Annotated in this window: 24 protein-coding genes, 4 tRNA genes and 1 other RNA gene; 12 read left to right on the forward strand and 17 right to left on the reverse strand. The window is 40.5% G+C overall.

Translation table 11 applies throughout. The features are described 5' to 3' along the window. Positions 1 to 6: 6 nt before the first annotated feature. Positions 7 to 372: a succinate dehydrogenase, hydrophobic membrane anchor protein gene (gene sdhD / locus B9T26_RS05475; protein ID WP_086176256.1), complete on the reverse strand. Its 366-nt coding sequence runs from the start codon at positions 370 to 372 to the stop codon at positions 7 to 9. Next, positions 372 to 770: a succinate dehydrogenase, cytochrome b556 subunit gene (gene sdhC / locus B9T26_RS05480; protein ID WP_143002188.1), complete on the reverse strand. Its 399-nt coding sequence runs from the start codon at positions 768 to 770 to the stop codon at positions 372 to 374. Before sdhC ends, sdhD begins: the two co-directional genes overlap by 1 nt. Positions 771 to 1786: 1016 nt before the next feature. On the opposite strand from sdhC, the gene gltA reads away from it, so the two are divergent. Next, on the forward strand, positions 1787 to 3064 hold the full coding sequence (gltA, locus tag B9T26_RS05490; RefSeq protein WP_086198737.1) for a citrate synthase: 1278 nt from the start codon (positions 1787 to 1789) through the stop codon (positions 3062 to 3064). 97 nt (positions 3065 to 3161) lie between these two features. Here the strand turns inward: gltA and B9T26_RS05495 are convergent, their stop codons facing one another. Continuing rightward, a complete protein-coding gene (locus B9T26_RS05495) occupies positions 3162 to 3635 on the reverse strand; it encodes a type IV secretion protein Rhs (protein ID WP_086198738.1) in 474 nt (157 codons plus the stop codon). 263 nt (positions 3636 to 3898) lie between these two features. Between B9T26_RS05495 and B9T26_RS05500 the strand changes: the two genes are divergently transcribed. Beyond that, positions 3899 to 5524, forward strand: coding sequence for an NAD+ synthase (locus B9T26_RS05500; RefSeq protein WP_086198739.1), 1626 nt, complete (start codon positions 3899 to 3901; stop codon positions 5522 to 5524). Continuing rightward, on the forward strand, positions 5517 to 6542 hold the full coding sequence (locus tag B9T26_RS05505) for a hypothetical protein (RefSeq protein WP_227518776.1): 1026 nt from the start codon (positions 5517 to 5519) through the stop codon (positions 6540 to 6542). The genes B9T26_RS05500 and B9T26_RS05505 overlap by 8 nt, the downstream gene beginning before the upstream one ends. A gap of 126 nt (positions 6543 to 6668) precedes the next feature. Here B9T26_RS05505 and B9T26_RS05510 read toward each other — a convergent pair. Further along, positions 6669 to 6745 (reverse strand) — tRNA-Met (locus B9T26_RS05510). A 177-nt stretch (positions 6746 to 6922) separates the two neighbouring features. Here B9T26_RS05510 and B9T26_RS05515 point away from each other — a divergent pair. Beyond that, entirely contained in the window at positions 6923 to 7330 is a 408-nt protein-coding gene (locus B9T26_RS05515) for a hypothetical protein (RefSeq protein ID WP_086198741.1), read from the forward strand. A 64-nt stretch (positions 7331 to 7394) separates the two neighbouring features. Here the strand turns inward: B9T26_RS05515 and B9T26_RS05520 are convergent. The 4 genes from B9T26_RS05520 to coaD all read right to left on the reverse strand — a co-directional run bounded on the left by B9T26_RS05520 (position 7395) and on the right by coaD (position 8711). After that, positions 7395 to 7471 (reverse strand) — tRNA-Met (locus B9T26_RS05520). Positions 7472 to 7544: 73 nt separating this feature from the next. Continuing rightward, an RNA gene (gene rnpB / locus B9T26_RS05525) (RNase P RNA component class A) lies at positions 7545 to 7928 on the reverse strand. 26 nt (positions 7929 to 7954) lie between these two features. Further along, positions 7955 to 8218: a YfhL family 4Fe-4S dicluster ferredoxin gene (locus B9T26_RS05530; RefSeq protein WP_086176261.1), complete on the reverse strand. Its 264-nt coding sequence runs from the start codon at positions 8216 to 8218 to the stop codon at positions 7955 to 7957. Between the two features lies 1 nt (position 8219). Next, positions 8220 to 8711, reverse strand: a complete 492-nt coding sequence (gene coaD, locus B9T26_RS05535) for a pantetheine-phosphate adenylyltransferase (RefSeq protein ID WP_086198742.1) — start codon at positions 8709 to 8711, stop codon at positions 8220 to 8222. A gap of 140 nt (positions 8712 to 8851) precedes the next feature. Here coaD and smpB point away from each other — a divergent pair, with 140 nt between their 5' ends. Next, positions 8852 to 9331: an SsrA-binding protein SmpB gene (gene smpB, locus B9T26_RS05540; RefSeq protein WP_086198743.1), complete on the forward strand. Its 480-nt coding sequence runs from the start codon at positions 8852 to 8854 to the stop codon at positions 9329 to 9331. A 47-nt stretch (positions 9332 to 9378) separates the two neighbouring features. Here the strand turns inward: smpB and B9T26_RS05545 are convergent, their stop codons facing one another. The 8 genes from B9T26_RS05545 to rluD all read right to left on the reverse strand — a co-directional run bounded on the left by B9T26_RS05545 (position 9379) and on the right by rluD (position 15341). Further along, positions 9379 to 10050 carry a hypothetical protein gene (locus tag B9T26_RS05545; RefSeq protein WP_086198744.1) on the reverse strand — a complete coding sequence of 224 codons (672 nt, stop codon included), beginning with the start codon at positions 10048 to 10050 and terminating at the stop codon, positions 9379 to 9381. Positions 10051 to 10069: 19 nt separating this feature from the next. Next, positions 10070 to 10627, reverse strand: coding sequence for a PD-(D/E)XK nuclease family protein (locus tag B9T26_RS05550; protein ID WP_086198745.1), 558 nt, complete (start codon positions 10625 to 10627; stop codon positions 10070 to 10072). Positions 10628 to 10686: 59 nt separating this feature from the next. Beyond that, positions 10687 to 10872 (reverse strand): hypothetical protein, encoded by a 186-nt coding sequence (locus B9T26_RS05555; protein ID WP_086198746.1) that lies wholly within the window; start codon positions 10870 to 10872, stop codon positions 10687 to 10689. Between the two features lie 33 nt (positions 10873 to 10905). Then, the gene (locus tag B9T26_RS05560) at positions 10906 to 11631 is read right to left on the reverse strand and encodes a hypothetical protein (RefSeq protein WP_086198747.1); all 726 of its coding nucleotides are present in this window, start codon (positions 11629 to 11631) and stop codon (positions 10906 to 10908) included. Between the two features lie 11 nt (positions 11632 to 11642). Then, positions 11643 to 12707, reverse strand: coding sequence for a helix-turn-helix transcriptional regulator (locus B9T26_RS05565; protein WP_171262943.1), 1065 nt, complete (start codon positions 12705 to 12707; stop codon positions 11643 to 11645). 198 nt (positions 12708 to 12905) lie between these two features. Continuing rightward, positions 12906 to 13457, reverse strand: coding sequence for a flavodoxin family protein (locus tag B9T26_RS05570; protein ID WP_086198749.1), 552 nt, complete (start codon positions 13455 to 13457; stop codon positions 12906 to 12908). A gap of 39 nt (positions 13458 to 13496) precedes the next feature. After that, positions 13497 to 14237, reverse strand: a complete 741-nt coding sequence (gene pgeF, locus B9T26_RS05575) for a peptidoglycan editing factor PgeF (protein WP_086198750.1) — start codon at positions 14235 to 14237, stop codon at positions 13497 to 13499. 51 nt (positions 14238 to 14288) lie between these two features. Further along, positions 14289 to 15341, reverse strand: a complete 1053-nt coding sequence (rluD, locus tag B9T26_RS05580; protein ID WP_086198751.1) for a 23S rRNA pseudouridine(1911/1915/1917) synthase RluD — start codon at positions 15339 to 15341, stop codon at positions 14289 to 14291. A gap of 71 nt (positions 15342 to 15412) precedes the next feature. Here rluD and B9T26_RS05585 point away from each other — a divergent pair, with 71 nt between their 5' ends. Beyond that, positions 15413 to 16444, forward strand: a complete 1032-nt coding sequence (locus B9T26_RS05585) for an outer membrane protein assembly factor BamD (protein WP_086198752.1) — start codon at positions 15413 to 15415, stop codon at positions 16442 to 16444. A gap of 200 nt (positions 16445 to 16644) precedes the next feature. Then, positions 16645 to 18552: a DNA primase gene (locus tag B9T26_RS05590; RefSeq protein ID WP_086198753.1), complete on the forward strand. Its 1908-nt coding sequence runs from the start codon at positions 16645 to 16647 to the stop codon at positions 18550 to 18552. Positions 18553 to 18574: 22 nt separating this feature from the next. Here B9T26_RS05590 and hemA read toward each other — a convergent pair whose 3' ends face one another. After that, positions 18575 to 19864, reverse strand: a complete 1290-nt coding sequence (hemA, locus tag B9T26_RS05595) for a glutamyl-tRNA reductase (RefSeq protein WP_086198754.1) — start codon at positions 19862 to 19864, stop codon at positions 18575 to 18577. A gap of 78 nt (positions 19865 to 19942) precedes the next feature. Between hemA and B9T26_RS05600 the strand changes: the two genes are divergently transcribed. The 5 genes from B9T26_RS05600 (at position 19943) to B9T26_RS05620 (ending at position 23278) form a co-directional block, all read left to right on the forward strand. Then, the gene (locus tag B9T26_RS05600) at positions 19943 to 21655 is read left to right on the forward strand and encodes a tetratricopeptide repeat protein (RefSeq protein ID WP_086198799.1); all 1713 of its coding nucleotides are present in this window, start codon (positions 19943 to 19945) and stop codon (positions 21653 to 21655) included. An 8-nt stretch (positions 21656 to 21663) separates the two neighbouring features. Next, entirely contained in the window at positions 21664 to 22245 is a 582-nt protein-coding gene (gene lolB, locus B9T26_RS05605) for a lipoprotein insertase outer membrane protein LolB (RefSeq protein ID WP_086198755.1), read from the forward strand. A 24-nt stretch (positions 22246 to 22269) separates the two neighbouring features. Then, a complete protein-coding gene (gene ispE / locus B9T26_RS05610; RefSeq protein ID WP_086198756.1) occupies positions 22270 to 23100 on the forward strand; it encodes a 4-(cytidine 5'-diphospho)-2-C-methyl-D-erythritol kinase in 831 nt (276 codons plus the stop codon). Between the two features lies 1 nt (position 23101). Then, positions 23102 to 23176, forward strand: a tRNA-Gln gene (locus B9T26_RS05615). 27 nt (positions 23177 to 23203) lie between these two features. After that, positions 23204 to 23278: transfer RNA gene (locus B9T26_RS05620), tRNA-Gln, on the forward strand. Positions 23279 to 23301 lie beyond the last annotated feature (23 nt).

The raw sequence follows: 23301 nt of genomic DNA on the forward strand, positions 1-23301 counted from the left end.
TTCCTATCAATTCGCCCAAAAAATCTGGATCGCCCAGATTGCATATGCAAATACAGCAATGATCACTGCTGAAGTCAGCACCAAACGCAAGCCTGAAGCTGAAGGACCCATTTGACGAGTAGTCACATAGTCAGTGAATACCTGCCACATGCCGATCCAAGCGTGTGTGACAAGAGATAAGACTGCCAATAAAGATAAAATCTTCATTGGTAATGTCATCATGAAGCCGTACCATTGTTCGTAATTGAATCCACCATGAAAAAGGATCCAACCCAATACCACAACAGTATAAACAGCTAATACAACAGCACTTACACGTTGGATATACCAATCGCGAGAACCTGAACCCGTTAAACCTGTAGCACTTTTCATTAGAGAACAATCCATACAAATGATGCGACAATTGAAATCGCAGCCAAGATCAATGAAATAGTAGCTGCTACACGACCACTTTGCAGTTCTTCAGCAAAACCAAGGTCAGCAAGTAAATGCTTAATACCCATAATGAAATGGAAAAGTAAGCCGGCTACAAATACCCATACGATAAAACGTACAATGAAGCCGCCAAAGATTGCCTGAACTTCAGCAAAACCTTCAGCAGAAGACAATGATTTGTCTAAAAGCCACAAAAGTACCGGTACAAGTAAAAATACGATGACACCAGAAAGACGGTGTAGAATTGATGCAATAGCCACAGGGGATTTTAAGTTTACTTCTAAAACTTGACCCATGGACAAATTGACAGGTCTGTTGCTTTTCACAGCGGGCATCCTGTAAGTAAAAACTCCATCCGGAGTTTGTTGGAATTAATTCGAAGGAAAGCTAGCATTTTTAGGCTATTACTATATCTAGCAATACCTAAATTTAAAACGACACTGAATTATAAAACGTGAACTATCAAAACACAAACAGTCACATTTAGCTTTTCCATAAAAAACCTTTAAATAAGAATCATTAACATTAATTGTTCAATATATGCAGACAAAATAAATCTAACAAAATTGACCTATATAGTTGGTTTTTATTAATTAAAGTTTAAATTTACTGATCGTTTTTTACTTTAATAATTTAAATAATTTATTTAGACTAAAGATGAACGAGCAATTGTTATATTTTACAATACTCTTAGCTATATTTACATTCTCTATAATAGCTTTTATTTTTAATATAAATATATAGCATTTACTAAAATTATATTCATAAAACATCATGAACCGAAATAACTACTTAGTCTGTGCATAACTTCCCTACATAGCAAAATCACGCTTAATTATTCAGCAAAATTATGGGATATTTTTCATCTTTTGAACAAATAAGCAGCTTTTCAGCACATATTCAGCAGCTATTTTTTAGCCAAACAAACTTTATTTTACGCTTCACTTATCGCTTTTAATTATGACTAAGAAAACAGCAACAAAAACACCAAAAAGATGTAAGTTACGAAAATTCTAATCATTTAGAATATTAAGTCCAATAAACAACTGGGATTAATCAGAGTTTTTAAGAATTAAAAATTGCTTACAATTCAAACAGCATGCATATTTTTTTCTGCAACTTATTTTCATTTGACATATTATACTGCGTCGATACTGATATTTTCCTTATGGCTGCTGGATTATTTTTGACCAAATCCCTGTGAGAGCGTCTCTTTTTATCCATAAGTATAATTGACAAAATTTCAGTACTCACTAATCTTATAGCAAATTTTTGATCCATCTGATTCGCGCATTAAAAGATTAGTACTACGAGTCAGATAAAACATTCACCAGGACAGGAGATCTATTGAATGTCTGAAGCAACTGGCAAAAAAGCCGTTTTACAGCTTGATGGCAAAGAAATTGAATTACCAATTTACAGCGGCACATTGGGCCCAGATGTAATCGACGTTAAAGATGTGTTGGCCTCAGGTCACTTTACTTTTGATCCTGGTTTTATGGCAACAGCTGCATGTGAATCTAAAATCACATTCATCGATGGTGGTAAAGGTGTTCTTTTACACCGTGGCTACCCTATCGACCAGTTAGCGACTAAAGCAGACTACCTAGAAACTTGCTACTTACTGTTAAATGGCGAACTTCCAAACGCTGAACAAAAAGTAGAATTTGACGCTAAAGTTCGTAACCACACTATGGTTCACGATCAAGTTAGCCGTTTCTTCAATGGTTTCCGTCGTGATGCTCACCCGATGGCTATTATGGTTGGTGTAGTTGGTGCGCTTTCTGCGTTCTATCACAACAACTTAGACATCGAAAATGTTGATCACCGTGAAATTACAGCAATCCGCTTGATTGCGAAAGTTCCTACGCTTGCAGCTTGGAGCTACAAATACACAGTTGGTCAACCGTTCGTTTACCCACGTAACGACTTGAGCTACGCTGAAAACTTCTTGTACATGATGTTTGCTACTCCTGCAGACCGTGATTACAAAGTTGACCCTATTCTTGCTAAAGCAATGGACCGTATCTTTACGCTTCATGCTGACCACGAACAAAACGCGTCTACTTCTACAGTACGTTTAGCTGGTTCTACTGGCGCTAACCCTTATGCATGTATCGCTGCAGGTATTTCTGCACTTTGGGGTCCTGCTCACGGTGGCGCGAACGAAGCTGTTCTTAAGATGCTTGATGAAATCGGCACTGTAGAAAACGTTGCTGGCTTCATGGAAAAAGTGAAAACTAAAGAAGTTAAACTTATGGGCTTCGGTCACCGAGTTTATAAAAACTTCGATCCACGTGCGAAAGTAATGAAAGAAACTTGTGATGAAGTTCTTGCTGCTCTTGGCATCAACGATCCACAACTTGCTTTGGCTATGGAACTTGAACGTATCGCGCTTTCTGACGAATACTTCATCAAACGTAACTTATACCCTAACGTAGACTTCTACTCAGGTATCATCCTTAAAGCGATTGGTATCCCGACTGAAATGTTTACTGTAATCTTCGCTCTTGCACGTACTGTTGGCTGGATCAGCCACTGGTTAGAAATGCATAGCGGCCCTTACAAAATCGGTCGTCCACGTCAGCTTTACACTGGTGAAGTTCAACGTGACATCCAAGGTCGTTAATTCTTCAAGAATTGATGATTTAAAAAACCACCCTTTCGGGTGGTTTTTTAATGCCTGAAATAAAATAATTTAAAGTATTTGATAAACCAGATAAAAATCAGGCTTTTTGCATCAAAAATGGAATACAGGCTTCATATGCACTGCACTCTTCGCCACGCGTTTTTTTAATAAAATAGTCCTGCACCATCTGCGCCTGCTGCTCTACCCCATATTGCAAAAACTGCTTACCCTGCTCCAAAACATAATGATATTTACGGTCAAATAGCGCTTTACGCACCACCGCCAAACCTTGCTGAATTTGCCAAACATGGGTTAACTCATGAATAAACCAGGATTGTTTCCCCAGCGGCATTTTGGAAAAATCTTCACACCAGTTCTTCGGATTGAAATAAATATGCCCGTTCGGGCTTATTGCATAATTCTTCAAAACAGCCCGATGTGACACGATGCGAATGACATCTAGCTGCAAATGATGTCCAAAAACAGATTCCGCAAGCCTTCTCTCACCTGCGCTCAGCTTTCGGCTTTTAATTTCAAACAAGCGATTAAATGTTTGCAAAATAGCTTTCATAAAAATGTCATTGTGCCTCGTCACCAATACAAATGAACCGCTTGTTCATTTTCTCATGATCGCTGTAGCTTTTTGTCTAAATTCGGATTTTTTTTTGTTTTTTTCTCTACAAATGACTCAATTCGTATATAGTATCGGATTGCTAATTATTGATTAATTCTTCTTTTTGTTTTGTTTGTCATCACATACACAGCGTTGAATCAACAACCATAAACAATCATCAGTCTGTGTATACATCCCTATAGGTTTAGGATTAAGTTGGAATGAAAAGTTTTAAAATTGCCCTTGCACAATTCTCTCCGCATATTGGCAATATCGAAGCAAATGCTCAAAAAATGCTTGAACAGGTAAATGAAGCCAAAAAACAAAAAGCTGATTTAATTATCTTCCCAGAGCTTTCAACATTAGGCTACCCTGCAGAAGACTTGTTACTTCGCCCTAGTTTGGTGAAACGTACGCAGAAAGCATTTGAACAATTAAGCCAAGTCAAAGATATTGTGATGGTGTTTGGTTTCGTTAATCAAACTGAAGATGGTCAGCGCTATAATGCGGCTGCCGTAATGAAAGATGGTCAAGTTCTTGGAATCTATAACAAGCAAAACTTGCCAAACTACAGTGTATTTGATGAAAAACGCTATTTTAATGAAGGACATCAACACCTGGTATTTGAATACCTAGGTCATAAGTTTGGTGTGCTGATTTGTGAAGATATCTGGTCACTCAACACCGTACATCAATTGTCTCAGCTCAATGTTGAAACTGCTTTAGTGTTAAATGCTTCACCTTATGAAGTCGGCAAACCTCAGCACCGTCTGAGCACCATGAGTGAGCTAGCTAAACAATTGAACATTAATCTGGTTTATACCAACCAGGTTGGCGGTCAAGATGACCTGATCTTTGACGGTACCAGTTTCGTGATCAATAAAGATGGCAGCATCGCTTTACAGGCACCAAGCTTTAAAGAAGATCTTTATTACGCAGAATACGAAGCTGAACAAAAAGCCTTTAAGGTCGGACAAGTTACACCTGTGCTGGATACCATGGCTGAAATCTATCAAGGTCTGGTTTTGGCAACACGTGATTATGTTCAACGCTCTGGTTTTCCTGGGGTTATTCTCGGCTTATCCGGTGGGATCGACTCTGCATTAACCTTGGCGATTGCCGTAGATGCCATTGGTGCAGATAAAGTCCAAGCGGTAATGATGCCTTATACCTATACTGCGCAAATCAGTGTGGAAGATGCAGCAGCACAGGCCAAAACTATGGGTGTGACTTTTGGTATTGCCGAAATCAATCCGATTGTGAACAGCTTCATGCAAACCCTGTATCCATTCTTTGGCAACAGCCCTGCTGATGCAACTGAAGAAAACCTTCAAGCGCGCGCGCGTGGCACTTTGTTGATGGGCTTGTCGAACAAGTTTGGCAATATGGTACTGTCTACTGGCAACAAATCTGAACTTTCTGTCGGTTACTGCACCCTGTATGGCGATATGGTCGGTGGTTATGCAGTTCTTAAAGATGTGTATAAAACTATTGTGTTTGAACTGGCCAAATACCGTAACAGCATTGCCGATGCACCAGTCATTCCGGAACGTGTGATTACCCGTCCACCTTCAGCAGAACTTCGTCCTGACCAGAAAGACCAGGATTCTTTACCGGCTTATGAAGTGCTTGATGCCATTCTTTATGCTTATATTGAAGAAGACATTAGTCAGGATGACATCATTGCCAAAGGTTTTGATGCAGAAGTCGTGAAGAAAGTGATTCGCTTGGTAGATCGTAACGAATATAAACGCCGTCAAGCTGCGATTGGTCCACGTATTAGTCCACGTACATTTGGCCGCGAACGCCGCTATCCAATCATGAATGGATGGGCACCAGGTGTCTAAGCATGACCTAGCTCAACAGTTTGCTCAAGCACTTATGCTTGAGCAAACCCGTTTTATAAAAAAACAATTATTAGCAGAACAAAATAATCCATACATCGAAAAATTTGTTCATCATCTTTATAGCCATTCCGATCAAATTCTATTAAAACAATTTATTCAACTTGAATCATTACAGGATGTGGTTCAAAAATATGCGTTTGAATTAAATTTAGGCGCGGAAATTTTAGAATTTATTGGTGTTATTGCTCAAAGAATTCATCATCTTGCCATCAACAGCCATACTCAAGTTAATCAGCTGTTGTCGGATGAATCTTTTGAATTATGGATGTATAAAATCCTCGAACTGAATCAATTGCGTCATTACATCCATGACAACTTGCAGCACAATCCGCAAGTCAAACATGTCAGTTTACAGCTAGCAAACCAGATTCTTGAAAGCAATACCCCATGGCTGGATCATCTACGCAAGCTCAATACACATGAACACGGAGTGGGTTCAAAAATTCTGAGTTTCATTCAAGACCAGCAGCAGCATATTGAACTTAAACTGGAGCAGCAACTGGCTCAGGCACTGGTCAAACAACTTGGTCATATCATCTTGCTTCCTAATGAAGAACTTGCTGATATTGCGCTGCATTTGTGGGAAGATGTAAAGCAAAGAACACTTAAAGAAACCTTCTCACAGTTCCAGGCGATCGACTTTGAAGACTTTTTTATTCTAGTTTACGAAACCTGGCGTCAGTTAAGGCAGTCTGAATACTTGCAACAGGTGGTTTTGGACGTGGTTGCCGGTTTTTATGATTATTTTGCCGACTACAACCTGCAAGAATTATTACAATCGGTAGGACTAGATGAAGAGGATTTACATCAAGAAGCACATCGCTTCCTACCCTATACCCTTCAAGCGTTAGAACAACAAGGATTGCTAGACGGGATTATTCAGGCACTGATTTCACCTTTTTATGCCAGCGAAACTACCCATCAATTCATTGATCAATATCTTCAAGAAAAGTTTTAATTTCTTATACAGGTCTGTTGGCATTTCATAAATGGATGGTCAACAGACTTTTTTGCTTCTGAGACTCAGTTTGACTTTTTTGACCCACAAAAAAAGAGACCATGCTGAGAGCATGGTCTATAAAAATGGTGGCTATGACGAGACTTGAACTTGTGACCCCCGCATTATGAGTGCGGTGCTCTAACCAACTGAGCTACATAGCCGTAAACTGTGCGCGCATTATCTAAATTTCAGCGATTAGCGTCAAGCCCTTTATCCCACAAGTGTTCAGAGTTTAAGCACTTTATTTCTTTTCAGTTAATATTTAAACAAAACCCCCATTTATTCATGCTATTTTATCTTTAACCTCTTCAATAAAGCATTTAAAAACCGAGATAAAAATGCCTCAATTCAAATTCATCGCTATCAGTTTAATTGCCCTGACTACCACAGCCTGCCAACTGATTTCACCCTTGTTTGTGAACTACAATGGGGTACGCATGGATGTAGCACACTGGATTAACAACCAACAACTCCTGAGCATGCAACAAAAACGTAGTCTTGCCCAGTTAAGTAAAGCACACCAAAAACTTTATCGAATCGAACAGATTCCACAAGATCAGAAATTAGCCATTACCACGCAAAACCAGATTGCCTTACATTGCGCCCAGCTTCATGTTTCAGAACATAAAATAAATCAACTGCAACTGATCGTATTCGGGAAAGATAAAAAGCAACAGATTCTGGAAAAATATGAGCAAGAATTTCCTAAAGTAAAACTCGATGCCAGTGCAATTCAATGTGAATAATGTTTTTAAGATAAATTTTAGACATAAAAAAAGACCACGCTTTTAGAAACGTGGTCTATGAAAATGGTGGCTATGACGGGACTTGAACCTGTGACCCCCGCATTATGAGTGCGGTGCTCTAACCAACTGAGCTACATAGCCAAAACTGTGCGCATATTATCTATTTCAAGCAATCTTATGTCAAGAAATATCACGCAATAATTGTAAAAAAATCTGGTGAAGTGAGCCGATAAGCCGGGTTCTGTCGTGAACGATCATTCCTCTAGGCGCACAATCACTCGTACGCTCAAGCGACCTACCCGAATCCAGCACGGGCCGTGCCTGAAGGATTCCTATTTGGTCTTGCTTCTGGTGGGGTTTACCTTGCCGTGAACTGTTACCAGACACGCGGTGCGCTCTTACCGCACCCTTTCACCCTTACCATCTCTCTTGGTCTCCTCGAAAGGAGATTGCAAAGATGGCGGTCTACTCTCTGCTGCACTTGCCGTCGGCTTTCACCGCCCAGGTGTTACCTGGCACCCTGCCCTACGAAGCCCGGACTTTCCTCCCCTGCTTCAATCACGGAGATCTCCACAGCAGCGATCGTCTGGCTCACTTCGGGGCGTATGCTAACAAATTTCAGCACTAATTACTGGTGCTTTTTTGTGCAATCAGCTTTTTATATTTTTCCATCAGCTCATCTTGCGATTCCACATGCTGGGGATCAAGCGGAATACAGTCGACTGGACAAAATAATTGACACTGCGGTTGATCATGATGCCCGACACATTCGGTACATAAATCAGGGTGAATTTCATAAATGACTTCACCCATAAATATTGCCTCATTCGGGCACACCGGCTCACAGACATCACAATTGATGCATTCATCGGTAATATATAAAGACACGCTACCAACCTTGCTGTTGTTTCCGTTTAAAAGCTTCGACTACAGCCTGCGGTACAAACTGGGTCACATCACCATTTAAACGTGCAATTTCACGTACTAATGTAGATGAAATAAATGAATATTGTTCTGAAGGGGTTAAAAACACCGCTTCAAAATTTGAATCCAGTCGACGGTTCATGTTAGCCAATTGAAATTCGTACTCAAAGTCAGAGACGGCGCGCAAACCACGTAGCACCGCAGTGGCTTTTTGTTCATTAAAGAAATTGACCAACAAACCATCAAAGCCTACAAATTCAACATTGTCCAAATGGCTAAGCGATACTTTTGCCAACTCTACGCGTTCTTCCAAACTAAACACCGGGTTTTTATGATGACCAATGGCAATCGCAACCACGACTTCATCAAACATTTTTGATGCACGTGTCACAAGGTCAATATGACCGTTGGTGATTGGATCGAAGGTGCCCGGATAAATAACGCGAGTTTTAGACATCCATTTGTACTCTAGTTTATTGTGTAGATGCTTATTTTAACAAAAACTTGTTTTTTTAGTGAATAATCCTCATAAATTTAAAAAACTTCATCTTGGTTCGAGTTGCGGTACAATAGCAGTAAGTTTGGAAGTATCAGATTATGGCGAAAGCAAGTATTGTAGTTAAAAAAAATAACGGCGGCACGATTGCACTTAACAAACGTGCACGCCACGATTATTTTATTGAAGAAAAATTTGAAGCAGGGCTTTCTTTACAAGGTTGGGAAGTCAAATCAATGCGTGCAGGTCGCATGACCATCGTAGAAAGCTATATTACCTTTAAAAATGGTGAGGCCTTCCTGTTTGGTGCGCAAGTTCAGCCTTTGCTGAGCGCATCCACACATGTCTTTCCTGAAGCAACACGTACCCGTAAACTATTGCTGAACCGCCGTGAAATTGAAAAGCTGATGGGTGCGATTAACCAGAAAGGTTATTCATGTGTGCCATTGGCATGTTATTGGAAGGGTCCAAATGCCAAGCTGGAAATTGCCTTGGTGAAAGGTAAACAGTTACACGACAAGCGTGCGACTGAAAAAGATCGGGACTGGCAGCGCGATAAGGCCCGCATTATGCATAAATAAAAGAATGCTCGGATTCTTCCGAGCATTTTTATAGAAAAATAGAATCACTATTCTTCGTTTTCAATACGTCCAAATTTTGTAATTGCTTTCTGAACAATTTCATTAAAGAATGGATGAACTTTTTCTAACTTATTTAAGGCATCTATAATTGGAGCTAGGGCATCTTCCAAACTATCATTTTCATAATTTTCAATAAAAACTACTGGGTCAATTCCTTCAATAATTAAATACCATGCCCCTTCTGTAGCATTATATTTAAAACCTAATTGCTCTATTTCTGGATGTATCTGATTTTTTTCATTTGCAAAAATTTTCCAGTCTTTTTTCGTACATTTTAGATAATTATCAATCCATGGATAAAAATTAAAAACCATATGATCTACATCATTCTTTAAAAAAGTACTTAACCACCACTCAGTACCATCACCACCAATTGCATCGCTTTCACATCCTAAAAAGTATCGAGCGTAAAAATATTGATGTTTAAATTCCGTCCCATCTTTCGCCCGCCAACTTTCCGGTGCAAACTGAGTATTATTTTCTTCGTAAAAATTAAATACTCCACTCCATTGGTTGTCAACACCCTCTATATAATCACGTATTTTAGTATCAACAGCATTATGCAAATTTTCAGTAATTTCACCTTCTAATAATTTTTTTGCCTGTTCTAAGTATTGAATATTTTCAACAATTAAACATGCTGCCTGTTTGTTACTCATGACTTTCCCCCTTTGATAATTATTTAAAACTTTTAATATGATCTGCAAACTGGCTTAATAGCCATATCCCACGATTATTCATATCTGCTGATTTTGTATGACTCTTAAATTGTTTCGCAACTATAGACCAAGAAAGACCAAATAATCCTTCGTTATTTTGATACCGCTGAGGTAGTTTTCCATCTTTTGTCAGATATACAATTAGCCATTGTCTATTGCCAGCTTTTGCTCTTGCAATATCTATATATCGCTGCAACTGATTCTGCCCTTCCATAGCATTAATTTTTATTTCAATAAAAATTAAAAATTCCCGTGAATCAATTTCAATATCGACCCGGCTTTCCTGACCACCCAGAGGGCAACATTCTTCTATTGTTTTATAATTTTCGGACTGAAATTTACTAAACGGCTCGGGAAGCAACTGCAAAAACTTTAATAAAATCGCATTTTTCTGCCCATGATCACCATAACAATCAAGAAACCATTTTAAAACCTTGCTATTTCGAACTTCATCTGTTTTTAAACTTGCAGTTTTCCAAACATTAAGCATCAAACCATTTGCTTTCGCTTTTCGCATTGGCTCTGTGGCAGGTTGAAAAGACTCAAAAAATACACTTAAGCGCTCCGAATCAACAATCAGCTTTTTTCTGGTTCAAGTTCTGCAATGGATAAGTCGGCCCAAGATTTAAAAAATTGAGCTAACTGACCCGTAAAATTAAGCTCTGATCCTGCATTACTTTCGCTCTCATTCAAGTTTTGCCATTGATGAAAAAATTCATAAAGCAGAGAAGATAAATTATCATCTGTATTTCCTAAATTCACTTACATCCCCCTTAGTTATGTCTCATTTTTAAATTATTTATATAATTTTGCTTGTTTTTGAATTAAATCAAATATATCTAAAACAGGATATATTGTTTTCAAAGCATCCCTTATAGGATCGAGTGACTGATCAAAATATTTTCTATCAAAATCACTAGCCACTTGGCAGCCATCTAAGACAGGAATAGGTAAATACCAAAAGCTTCCCATTTCCGACAATTTAAAACCGTGATATGCCAACTCATTATACTGTTGGATTAACTGATTTCTTCGCTTACCCCAATTACTTAATACTGAATAGTGCGTTTCTTTATCTCCAATATTTTTGATCATGCTTTTATTTAAATGAAATTGAATACTAACAAAGCCATTCGCATGATTAAAAAAATTAACTGTTGGCAAACGATTTCCGTTATTTGCAAAATCATCATCTATAGAAATTGCTCTTTCATTGTGATTTTGTATAGTCAACTTAAAATACGCATAACATTGCTCGATATTCAAATGTGAACTATCTGTTTGATTAATATTCCATATAGATGGTGCAAACCAAATTTCTTTATATTCAAAATTTGCACATACATCCCATCTTACAGTTTGCCATCTCAAATCAGGAGTTAGCTCACTTTGACTGTTTCGGATTAGTTGTTCAATAGCCTGATAAAGTTCTTCACTTAACACATCTTCAATCAAATTGCATGTTTTTACTAAAAGCGGTAAATGCTCTAAAGCTCTATGTACACTCATATTTTTACGCATTTTTATAATTCCTAAGAATTAAATTCATTGAAAATTTGGTATTTTTCACCTGCTTTTGTTATACGGCATTGAATTTCTTCGAATAAGCAATCTGGCGCTACAATTTGTAAATATTCAGCCTTCTCAGTTAACCAATTCATACGGCTATTTGTAAGCATACAAGATGCCCGTAGTTCATAATATCCTTCGTCGATTTTTTTAATCGTTTGAAAATCTCCAATCGGATTGCTTGTTAACTCATCCAACAATTCCTCTTCAAAAACAAAAAAAACATCCAGCTTTTCTCGATTAAAAAATGCGTACTCAAATTCTCTATTTTCAACCAAATCTTCTAAATCATAAGCCTCAACATCAATTGTAATTTTCTCTGGAATAATCTTAAGTTCTTCAAAATGAAGGATATTAAAAGTTCTTAATATACTTTTATTTGCTATTATTTTACTTGCAATCAAGTAAGGCTTTTGCCCATATTGGATAACACCTTGAGGCTTTAAAAGATAACTTGTGATGTTCTGTGTACCTTCTTTACGATATTTTCCTTGAAGCCAAACATTTCCATTTAATAGGGCTTTATAAATGAGCTTTTGAATTTCGGCATGATGTTGTGTTTTTTGAATTTGTGCATACCCGTCAGGTACAAATCGAAATCTATAATTCCAATCCTTAAGTTTAGTGTTGGATTGAAGCTGTAATTCTGCGGATCTAAAAAATCCTTCTACTTTAGAATAAATTTCATCAGGTAGATGTTGATTTAAATATTCATTCGCCATAACCAATACAAGCGCTAATTCTGCACTCAATGCCTCCATCCAAGCATCCTGACTTAATTGGTATTTCCTTGGTTTATTACCTTTTCCTTCGATAGATGTTAATTCACCGGAAATAAGAAGTTCTGGCAATAATTCTAAATCCCTTCGAATAGCTTTTATTAAAGACTGTTCATCAATGCATTCTGAATAATTACTTCGGACACTTTCTTTTAATTCTACTATTGATATTGGAGATTTAGGTGAACGAGGCAAGGCCTTATATAAAGTCAATAACCTCCTGATCAAGTTGGCTTGTGTATTGTTCATTATGCTATCCATATTCTTTATCAATATGTATCAGCATATCAAGTTTGCTGGACAATTGATGTCCAACAAAAATATTTTAAATAACAATTTAAGCGAAAGTTTTTCTTGATTGCTTAACTGCTTTTAATGAACATTATTTCAATTTATATGAATTTTATGCTGATCTAGTACCAAATTGAGTTAGCGAGTAGCCTTAAATTATTTCAGTCTATTCAACAACAAGGCAATGTATTCACCAAACCAGATTGCCGTATCCAGGTCGCCTTGTGGAGGAGTCACTTCAACCGGTGCATTATCGGACTGGGTCATGAGTCCCAAAAAGCCCGACATTCGGTTTAGATCCTGCGAACCACGTCCAGTCGGCATCAACGGTAAACCTGTCCACAACATGCCATGCTGCATGGCAAACAGGTTTATCTGTTGTAATACTGCCAGCTTATCTCCGCTTAAACCGCCACCATTGGTAAAACCGGCCGCGATCTTGCCTTGCCAGGTGCGTGCCAACCAGCGTTTAGAAGATTGCTCCATAAACTGTTTCAAGCCAGAGGTAATGCTGCCCATATAGGTAGGACAACCCAACATGATCGCATCGGCCTGATCCAGCACATCCCAATCCACCTGTTCAATGTTCATGCAGTGCACATGAATACCCGCTTGCTTGGCACCTTGTGTAATAAAAGAAGCAACCTTTGCGGTATGTCCATATGGGCTGTGATAAACGATGGCAAGAGATTTAGAAGATAAAGGCATATCAATAAAAACAATAAATTTTAATCAAGTTTAACAGTTTCAAGCCATAAACACGAATGTCGCCATGCGTCCTGTTTTGGCTTCACGGCGATAGGAAAAATATTCGTCTGCCTGCTGATAGCTGCATTGATCGCCTCCCAGCACAAGCCCAACACCGTGTTGCTTTAAGATAAACCGTGCAATGGCGTATAAGTCTGCATAAAACTTGCCCGCTTTTTCACCGGCTTTAAAAGCACTGTCCAGTTCAGGATATTTGGAGCAAAAAGCCGTTTTAACTTCTTCTCCAATCTCAAAACAAGGCTGACTGATCGCAGCGCCTAACCATGCCCACGTCGGCTGAGTTTGCATGGCCGCAATAGTATTTTCAACTATACCACCCGCCAGACCACGCCAGCCGGCATGCAGATTCGCGATTTCCGTGCCATCTGCATTGCCAAGCACGACAGGCAAACAGTCGGCCGTCATCATCATTAAAGCATGTGCTTTACGCTGTGTGACCAGACCATCCCCTTCCAAAGCCAGAAATGGAATATCGTCATTGATGCTATGGCAGATGGTACTGTGCGTTTGCGTCATCCAGGTGACTTTATCGACCCCAAACTCGGCAAACTGTTGCAACAATGCCATACGGTGCTGTTGTACACGTTTTGCATCATCATGGACATGCAATGCCAGGTTAAATCCTGCAAGTTCAGGTTGAGCTGAGACCAGCGTTTTTTCATGATGCACGCGGGTCTGCCCAACATATACACCTTGTGGAAGCCCTTGAACAAATTGCATGTCTATTTCCTTGTGCTTTTCCCTATGATTCATACCCAGCCTTAAAACAGCTTAGTAGGCTTTATTTTCACTGCGCAATACCTCAACCAGTTGCGCGAAGTCATCTGACCATGGTGCTTCAAACATCATTTCTTCACCGCTACGTGGGTGAATCAGCCCAAGTTTTGCTGCATGCAAGGCCTGACGTCTAAAGTTACGTAAAGTATCACCTAGCAATTCTGAAGCACCTGCCGGTACACGAACACGATTCATATAAACCTGATCGCCGACCAGACCAAAGCCCAGATAACTAAAATGCACACGAATCTGATGGGTACGACCGGTTTCCAGTCGCGCCTGCACACGGGTGAAATGCTGGAAACGCTCTTTGACGTTGTAATGGGTAACCGCATCTCGACCACCGGGCAATACTGCCATTTTCACGCGATCTACCGGATGGCGTTTGATTGGCTCATCAATGGTACCGCCAGCAATGATATTGCCGTAAACAATCAGGTCATAAACCCGGTAAACTGATTTCTTCGCCAATTGCTTACTTAAAGAAAATTGCGCTTCCAGATTTTTTGCTACTACCAGCAAACCGCTGGTGTCTTTATCAATACGGTGTACCAAACCTGCGCGGGACAATTCGGCAGATTTTGGATAATGATAAAGCAAGGCATTGACCAAGGTACCCGAGCTGTTTCCAGCCCCCGGATGAACCACCATGCCGACCGGTTTGTTAATGACAATAATATCGTCATCTTCATACACCACATTTAAGGGAATATTTTCCGGCTGGCTTGTGGTTTGAACTTCCAGCTCTACATCGAGCGTTAACAGCTCATTGCCTTCACATTTATACTTGGGTTTAACGGTGTTACCATTTACCAACAAATGACCATCTTTCAGCCACTGCTTTAATTTTTCACGGGAAAAATCATTCCAGATTAACGCTGCAACCTGATCGATACGTTGCCCCAAATAGCTTTCATCCAATTGAAATTGCAACGATAAACGTGTTGCAGTTGAGTCTGAAGTATGGTTATCTGCATCCTCAGAATCTTCAAGTAAATTGAAATCAGTTTCAGGGACATTAGAATTAGAAGATTGTGCTTGACTCATTTGCTCATTCAGACAAAAGTGGTTTAATAGTGCAATTGTAGCTCATTGCCCGTATTAACAGAGGAATTTTTATGTCGTTACCACGTTATAAAATGACAATGCTTGCTTTATCTTTAGGCGTTGCGTCGGCAATAGTGGGCTGTAGCAGTAATCCAAAGAAAGATGTGGTGGACACAGGACCGCAGTCTAGCGAGCAAGTTTATATTCAAAAAGCTGAAAAAGCCCTTGAACGTGGTCAATATACTGACGCGGCCAAACATTTAGAAGCCATAGACACCTATTACCCTACAGGTGACTATGCGCAACAAGCACAATTAGAATTGTTGTACGTTAAATTTCAACAAAAAGATTATGAAGGTGCAATTGCCCTTGCCGACCGTTTCATTCGTTTAAATCCGCAACATCCAAATGTGGACTATGCCTACTATGTTCGTGGCGTGGCGAATATGGAACAGAACTATGATGGTTTATTGCGTTATACCTCATTAAAGCAGGCACATCGCGATGTCAGCTATTTAAAAGTGGCTTATCAGAACTTTGTCGATTTCATTCGCCGCTACCCTTCCAGCACCTATGCGGTAGATGCAGCACAGCGTATGAAGTTTATTGGTAACGAGCTGGCTGAAAGTGAAATGAATGCAGCACGTTTTAATATTAAACGTAAAGCATGGCTAGCGGCTATTGAACGCTCACAATGGGTAGTCGAACACTATCCACAAACCCCTCAAGTTCCTGAAGCTTTAGCGACCATGGCTTATGGCTATGACAAGTTAGGCGATACGCAAACTTCACAGCAATACATTGAAGTGTTAAAGCTGAATTATCCTCATCTGGTTAAAGCAGATGGTAGCGTGAATATGCGTGCCGCGCATGGTGAAGGTAGCTGGTTTAACCGCGCTACTTTAGGTATTTTTGGTCGTGAAGCGCAAAGCTCTACCGAGGCAGAACAACAGCAAATTTCAGAACAGTCTGAAAAGCGCAGTCTCACCAATCGTTTAAGTTTTGGCTTGCTGGATCGTCCTAAAACTGAAAGCAGCATTCCTCCTGCACCAGAACAACAGCCTCAACCAGAAACACCGACAGAAGCACCAGCCTCAGAATAAGCTCGGCTTATTGTTCGCATTTTCATGAAGGGCAAGTTATCATACTTGCCCTTTTGTTATTTCAATGCATCATATTGATCATTTTGGGCAAAAGGTATACAAATTAACTTTTAACCGAATCACACAATTTTAACTTGCGTAAATTCTGACAGCTTATCTGTCAGTCATTTATAGATAGATCACAACCCGATTGCATACCTATGGCTATTCCTCAACACACGATTGATCAAATCCTGGATCGCACCGATATTGTCGATCTGATTGGTCAGCGCGTGAAACTCAAGAAAACTGGTCGCACCTATTCAGGTTGCTGCCCTTTTCATCAGGAAAAATCGCCATCTTTCCATGTCTATCGTGACAAGCAATATTTTCATTGTTTTGGCTGCCAGGCCAACGGCAACGCCATCCGCTTTTTAATGGACATTGACGGTCGTAACTTTATCGACGTGATGAAGGACCTGTCGAGCCGCACCGGTATTGAACTGCCGAAAGACAATAACGATAGCAATAAAATCAAATATAAACGTGAAGCAGTAAAACCTGCTCCCACAGCACCGGTGCAAGAGAAGCCGAAAGGCAGCCCCGATCAAACAGTAAATGCAGCACCTGTAGCACATTTTGATCCTTTTGCAGAATTTCAGGCCCAAGAAACCGAATACTATGGCGACCCGTTTGCATCCTTTGAACAGATGCCTATGCAGGAAACAGCACAAGACGGCAACCTGTTTGATCTGCTGGAAAATATTGCCCAATATTACCAACGTCAATTACCGCAAAGTGCCAGTGCACAGCAGTATTTTAAGCAGCGTGGCTTAAGCGCAGAGACCATTGACTATTGGCGCTTAGGCTATGCCCCAGAAGATTGGCAACACCTTGAAAAGGCCTTTCCACAAGATCTCGAAGGTTTAAAACTGCTTGGTCTGATTCGTACCAGTGACAATGGCCGTGATTTTGACCTGCTGCGTGACCGGGTAATTTTCCCGATCCGTGATGCTAAAGGCCGTGTGGTCGGTTTTGGTGGTCGGGCCTTAAATGACGAAATTAAGCCCAAGTACATCAACTCACCAGACTCTGAAGTGTTTCATAAAAACCAGTTACTCTATGGTTTATATGAAGGCCGCAAACAGAAAGCCCAAGACTGGCTGATGGTTGAAGGCTATATGGATGTGATTGCCTTGCAGCAATATGGTATTGCTGGAGCTGTCGCAACACTCGGTACTGCAAGTAACACCGAACACCTGAATATTTTATTCAAGCAGAATAACCGTATCACGATTGCTTTTGATGGCGATGCTGCCGGACAAAAAGCTGCCCGTCGTACACTCGAAATTGCCCTGCCGCTGCTGAATGATGGCCGTGAGCTGAAGTTTTTTGTGCTGCCCAATGATCACGATCCAGACTCGTTGATTCGTCGTGAAGGCTTAGAAAGCTTTCACCGCCTGTTACAGCAGGCGCCGTTATTGTCCGAGTTTGTTTTTGCGCATTTAACTCAAAATCATAACAGCACATCACCTGAAGGTAAAAGTCAGGTCATGGGTGAGTTAAAACAGCTCACTGAACTGCTACCCAAACACGGCTCTTATCGTTATTTACTACAGCAATATTTCCGTGAAAAGCTCGGTTATAGCCGCAAATGGCAACCACAAGTCAACAATGACGCATCTTTAAGCTTTAGTACCAAAATTGATGCTGAAGAATATGTGATTGCGATTTTAATGAATCATCCCTATCTGTACATTCATTTTGAACCGCTACGCGCCTTGATTTCGCACGATCAATTGCTGTTTAAAATTTTAAATATCTTCAATATTATTTTTGATGATTTACCTGATGATATCGAGCTGTCACAGTATTACGTATTAGGGGCATGCGCAGCTTATCACCATGACTTACAACATATTTTACTGCAAGCCAATATCAGCGATTACACCTCTTCACCTGAGCAGGCCGATAAGCTGGCGGAAGATTTTTCCACCAAACTGCAATACCAATGTCTGCAACAAAAACTTAAATCGAAAAAATTTTCCAGCATTGCCGAAATGCGCAATCTGAAACAGAAAATTTATGAGATTGATAAAAAACGCTCGCTGACCCTGCTTGAAGAATAAGCGAGCAGTAGTCATTTACGGCTTATGATCCATGCTTGGTGTTACGCCGTTTGGCAAATACATCTTCTAATTGATCACGCAGCGATTCAAAATAACCCGGATCTTCAGCCTTGGCTGCTTGTCGTAATAAGATAGAAGTCGGATGCAGTAATTTTTGTGTCAGGCGATACGACAATTCCTGTAAAACCTGCTCCGGATTGTCACCACTAGCCATACGAGACATCGCCAAAGCCAGTTCTTCTTGTCTGAGCGCTTCACCCTGTTCACGGTAAGCCTGAATAGTACTGCCAGCTTTTTTGATTTTTTGCTGAGTGAGCAACTCTGTGGCTAACTGATTGACCATTACCTCGGCTTCAACCGCAGCTTGGCGACGCTGAGCTAAATTGTTATCAATTACGCTCTGTAAATCATCGACGCCATAAAGATAAACGCCATCCAAGGATTCAACTTTAGGATCGATATCGCGAGGAACAGCCAAATCGACCAACAGCATTTGTTGATAGCGACGTTTTTTTAAAGCCGTCTTGACATCTGGATATGAAATGACCTGATGCAAACTTCCGGTACAGCTTGAAATGACGTCTGCGCGGTGCAAATTGGCAGCCAGTGCAGAAAATTCAATAATTTCTACATCTACACGATGCGCAATTTCTTGTGCCAATGTTTCAGCACGAGCACGGGTACGATTGCAAATCAAAACTTTAGCCACGCCCATTTCCGCCAGATGTTTCGCCACCAGACTATTCATCTCGCCTGCAGCCACCACCATCACGGTCAGTTTTTCAGGTTTGCTAAATACCTGCAAGGCCAACTGGGCAACCGCGTAGCCCATAGAAACCGCATGACTACCCACAGCAGTTTCCGAGCGCACACGTTTCGCTGCATAAAAGGCATATTCAAAAATACCGTTCAAGTTTGCAGAAACAGTATTTGCATCTTTAGCCAGAGAAAGTGCAGACTTTACTTGTCCTAAAATTTGCGGTTCACCCAGCATCAAGGAATCAAGTCCACTGGCCACCCGCATCAGATGCGTTACAGCCTGTGCATTTTCATAGCGATATACATGATTAAACAATTGTTTAGCATCTATGCCATTTGCTTGGGCGAGCCAATTCATTACCATGTCTGCGTTTTCAGACATGGCATAAACTTCGGTACGGTTACAGGTAGACACCACGACCATATCGTTCAGGTCATGTTTTTGGCTTTGTAGGCTAAGCAATTGCATTAATTTTTCAGGATTAAATGCAATCTGCTCACGCAGTTCTACAGAAGCGGTTTGATGGTTGACACCCAATGCAAAGAAAGACATATCAGATCATCATTTCGCTAAATTTATGCTATTGTGCGGTATTGGTGTCATAAAAAGCATTACTTGGATCAAGAAAAATTGCGTCAAACAAATAGCCGGATCAACGGCATGACAATTAAGCAATATTCTACCACATTCTTACTTGTGGGTAGCATGGCTTCCAGTGCTCATATTAGAGCATCTGGAGAAATTTATCATGCCAATTCAAACTATAATGCCATAAAACAAAGCATGATTGCTGAATTTGCATTGACCTATCATGACATTCCCACAGCATTACATAACTACACCGTGCTCGCAATTAAAAGCAATTCAAGCACGGTTAAACAGCGCGCATTAAATATTGCTTTAGAGCAAAATGACTTGAAGGCGGCACTGGATATTGCCACCCATTGGGTGGTTCAAGAACCAACCGACGTTCCAGCTTTATTTTATCTTTCACATATTGCACTGAAATCACATGAGTATGAACTGGCTGCGGACACGCTGGACAAGATTTTAAACATCGACCCAGATGCAGACCTGGAAAAGATTCTGGTGGGTATTGCCCCGGAACAGCCAGAAGATCGTGAAGTGTTGATTGAAGCTTTGCGTAAAAGCAAAGAACGGGACAATCCTTCTATACTGGTGCTGGTTGCAGGTCTAGAAGCACAAAACGGACAGCTGGAACAGGCACTTACCACCATTAATCACGCATTAAAAAAGCGTTCTAATGTCACAGCCTTCATTTTAATGAAGGCCAATTTACTCAGTGCCCTAGGAAATGAAGAAGAAACCTTAAAATGGTATGACAAAGCCAGCCGTAAACATAAGAACAATTTAGAAGTGCGTTTGGCCGAAATTAAATATCTGATTAAACTCAATCAGTCGGAAAAAGCACTCACTAAACTGCAAAGCCTGCTAAAAAAATGGCCCCATGAAGAAGAAGCGCTGTTTATTGCCGGCTTGACCAGTATTGACTTAAAAGAATATGAGCATGCTGAAAAATATTTGGTAGAACTGCGTTCTTCCAACCAATACCAGAATGAAGCCTATTACTATCTGGCCGTCAATGCCGAAAGAAAGCAGCATTTTGAAACGGCAAAAGCCTATTACCGGCTGGTAGATGGTAGCCTGTACACGGTTTCACGCCGCAACATGATTAATATTTTTTCTGCCCAAAATCAGCTGGCCGATGCCCTGCGTTTCTTGACCCAAGAACGGGTCAATTATCCGCAATATGCCAGTTTTTTATATCAGGCGCAGGCCGATATTTTAAAACGTATGGACAATAAAAAGGCAGCCATACGCCTGCTCGATGAAGCCATCAAAAATGTCCCTGATGATCCGGAACTGATTTACTCAGAAGTGCTATTACTCGATCCTTATCAAGATCGGGACAAACTTGATAAATTATTACAAAAATTGCTGGAAATTGAGCCTAATAGCCCAACCTATCTGAATGCCTATGCCTACACCCTTGCGCTGCAAAACCGGCGTCTGGATGAAGCCCGCAAGTATGTCGAACATGCCTTGGAATTTGCTCCAGAACAAGCGTCTATTTTAGATACCCTAGGCTATATCACCTTTTTACAAAACGACTTTAAAACCTCGGCTCAGGTGTTAGAACAGGCTTATCAATTGAGTCAAAGTGTGAAAATTGGGGTGCGCTATGCAAAATCGCTGTACATGCAAGGTGATCTGACAAAATTTAGTAAAGTGTTACAACAATTACAAAAAAATCATCCGAATGATCCGCAATTAGAACAATTGAAATCGTTACTGTTACCGCAACAAATGAAAAAGAGTTAATTATCTGTATGCACATTTTTTCAAAATTGAGCTTAAGCCTGATTGCCACCAGCACCTTGATCCTAAGCGGTTGCCAGCAATATACCCAGCCTCAGGCACCCGGCGTTTCGCAACCTCCGGTAGCCGCCAATCATTTCAATCTGCAAGGTAAAATTGGGGTAAAAACACCCGGACAATCAGGGAGTGCTTTTTTCACCTGGGTACAAGAGCAGGATGAATTTGACATCGAGTTAAGCGGAATTTTGGGCGTCGGTAAAACCCAGATTTCAGGTCAACCGGGTAATGTCAGCCTCAACAGTGCAAAAACAGGTCTGATTCAAGCGGGTACGCCTGAAGAATTACTGGAACGTGCCACTGGCTGGCAAGCGCCAATCACACATTTGGTCGACTGGGTGCAAGCCCGACCGGCAACCACACAGGCAAAAATCAGTAAAGATGAACAAAACCGTCCCATTCAGTTCTTGGAAGATGGCTGGACTGTTGACCTGAGTTATAACGCGCAAGCCCAGTTACCGAACAAGCTGATTTTGAAACAGACACTTGAGTCCGGTCAGGAAAACCGTATTACAATGGTCATTCAAAATCGTTAAGTCTATTTAAAAGTTCAAAATTCTATGATTCGTGTTCCCTCTCCTGCCAAGCTCAATCTTTTTTTACATATCACCGGTCGCCGTGACAACGGCTATCACGAATTGCAAAGCATTTTTCAGCTGATTGACTTGTGTGACTGGCTAGAATTCAACCAAACAGTCAGTCCTGAAATTAGTATTGATGGATTAAGCAGCGTCGATTTGGAACAAAACCTTATTTTCAAGGCCACGCAGATTTTAAAACCGCATGCGAAAACGTATTCGGGCTTAAATATCAGCATTGAAAAAAACATTCCCATGGGTGCAGGACTGGGCGGGGGCTCCTCAAATGCGGCTACTACCCTGATTGTGGTTAACCAGTTATGGCAATGTGGCTTAAGTATTGAGCAATTGGCTGAGTTAGGTCTAAAACTTGGTGCCGATGTTCCGATTTTTGTTCATGGCCGTAATGCTTGGGCAGAAGGCATTGGTGAACACTTAACATTCATAGACTTAGATCAAAAACAATACATCGTGTTAAAACCTGACTGTTTTATCAGCACTCAACTGCTTTTTTCACAAAAAACGTTGACAAGAGACACGAAGCCTACTAAATTTTGCGCCTATCAGTTAAAGCCATTTAACTTCGGAAATAACTTTGAGCCATTGGCAAGAAGCTTGTATCCAGAAGTCAATGAAGCGATGCAGTATTTAGACCAGTTCGGTATTGCAAAACTTACAGGTACAGGTGCTTGTGTTTTTACTGAAGTAACTGCCGATATGAATATTGATGAGATTTTAGCTCATTCACCTTGTAAAGCTTACTTGGTTAATAGTTTAAAAGAATCGCCATTACGTCATTTCAAGGTTATATGATAGGGGCGTCGCCAAGTGGTAAGGCACCGGGTTTTGATCTCGGCATCCGTTGGTTCGAATCCAGCCGCCCCTGCCATCATTTTCATCTGTAGATTACTGTATTAGGGGCGTCGCCAAGTGGTAAGGCACCGGGTTTTGATCTCGGCATCCGTTGGTTCGAATCCAGCCGCCCCTGCCATTTAAACCAGTCGTTTAAATTAA

The organism is Acinetobacter sp. ANC 4169, from assembly GCF_002135355.1.
Lineage (GTDB): Bacteria > Pseudomonadota > Gammaproteobacteria > Pseudomonadales > Moraxellaceae > Acinetobacter.

Coding starts and splice junctions, on each gene's coding strand:
- B9T26_RS05500 (WP_086198739.1), top strand. CDS start 3,899: ATGAAAAGTTTTAAAATTGCCCTTGCACAATTCTCTCCGCATATTGGC.
- B9T26_RS05585 (WP_086198752.1), top strand. CDS start 15,413: ATGTCGTTACCACGTTATAAAATGACAATGCTTGCTTTATCTTTAGGC.
- sdhC (WP_143002188.1), bottom strand. CDS start 770: ATGCCCGCTGTGAAAAGCAACAGACCTGTCAATTTGTCCATGGGTCAA.
- hemA (WP_086198754.1), bottom strand. CDS start 19,864: ATGTCTTTCTTTGCATTGGGTGTCAACCATCAAACCGCTTCTGTAGAA.
- B9T26_RS05515 (WP_086198741.1), top strand. CDS start 6,923: ATGCCTCAATTCAAATTCATCGCTATCAGTTTAATTGCCCTGACTACC.
- ispE (WP_086198756.1), top strand. CDS start 22,270: ATGATTCGTGTTCCCTCTCCTGCCAAGCTCAATCTTTTTTTACATATC.
- B9T26_RS05570 (WP_086198749.1), bottom strand. CDS start 13,457: ATGCCTTTATCTTCTAAATCTCTTGCCATCGTTTATCACAGCCCATAT.
- gltA (WP_086198737.1), top strand. CDS start 1,787: ATGTCTGAAGCAACTGGCAAAAAAGCCGTTTTACAGCTTGATGGCAAA.
- B9T26_RS05545 (WP_086198744.1), bottom strand. CDS start 10,050: ATGAGTAACAAACAGGCAGCATGTTTAATTGTTGAAAATATTCAATAC.
- B9T26_RS05550 (WP_086198745.1), bottom strand. CDS start 10,627: ATGCGAAAAGCGAAAGCAAATGGTTTGATGCTTAATGTTTGGAAAACT.
- sdhD (WP_086176256.1), bottom strand. CDS start 372: ATGAAAAGTGCTACAGGTTTAACGGGTTCAGGTTCTCGCGATTGGTAT.
- pgeF (WP_086198750.1), bottom strand. CDS start 14,237: ATGCAATTTGTTCAAGGGCTTCCACAAGGTGTATATGTTGGGCAGACC.
- B9T26_RS05590 (WP_086198753.1), top strand. CDS start 16,645: ATGGCTATTCCTCAACACACGATTGATCAAATCCTGGATCGCACCGAT.
- smpB (WP_086198743.1), top strand. CDS start 8,852: ATGGCGAAAGCAAGTATTGTAGTTAAAAAAAATAACGGCGGCACGATT.
- B9T26_RS05565 (WP_171262943.1), bottom strand. CDS start 12,707: ATGAACAATACACAAGCCAACTTGATCAGGAGGTTATTGACTTTATAT.
- B9T26_RS05560 (WP_086198747.1), bottom strand. CDS start 11,631: ATGCGTAAAAATATGAGTGTACATAGAGCTTTAGAGCATTTACCGCTT.
- B9T26_RS05495 (WP_086198738.1), bottom strand. CDS start 3,635: ATGAAAGCTATTTTGCAAACATTTAATCGCTTGTTTGAAATTAAAAGC.
- rluD (WP_086198751.1), bottom strand. CDS start 15,341: ATGAGTCAAGCACAATCTTCTAATTCTAATGTCCCTGAAACTGATTTC.
- coaD (WP_086198742.1), bottom strand. CDS start 8,711: ATGTCTAAAACTCGCGTTATTTATCCGGGCACCTTCGATCCAATCACC.
- lolB (WP_086198755.1), top strand. CDS start 21,664: ATGCACATTTTTTCAAAATTGAGCTTAAGCCTGATTGCCACCAGCACC.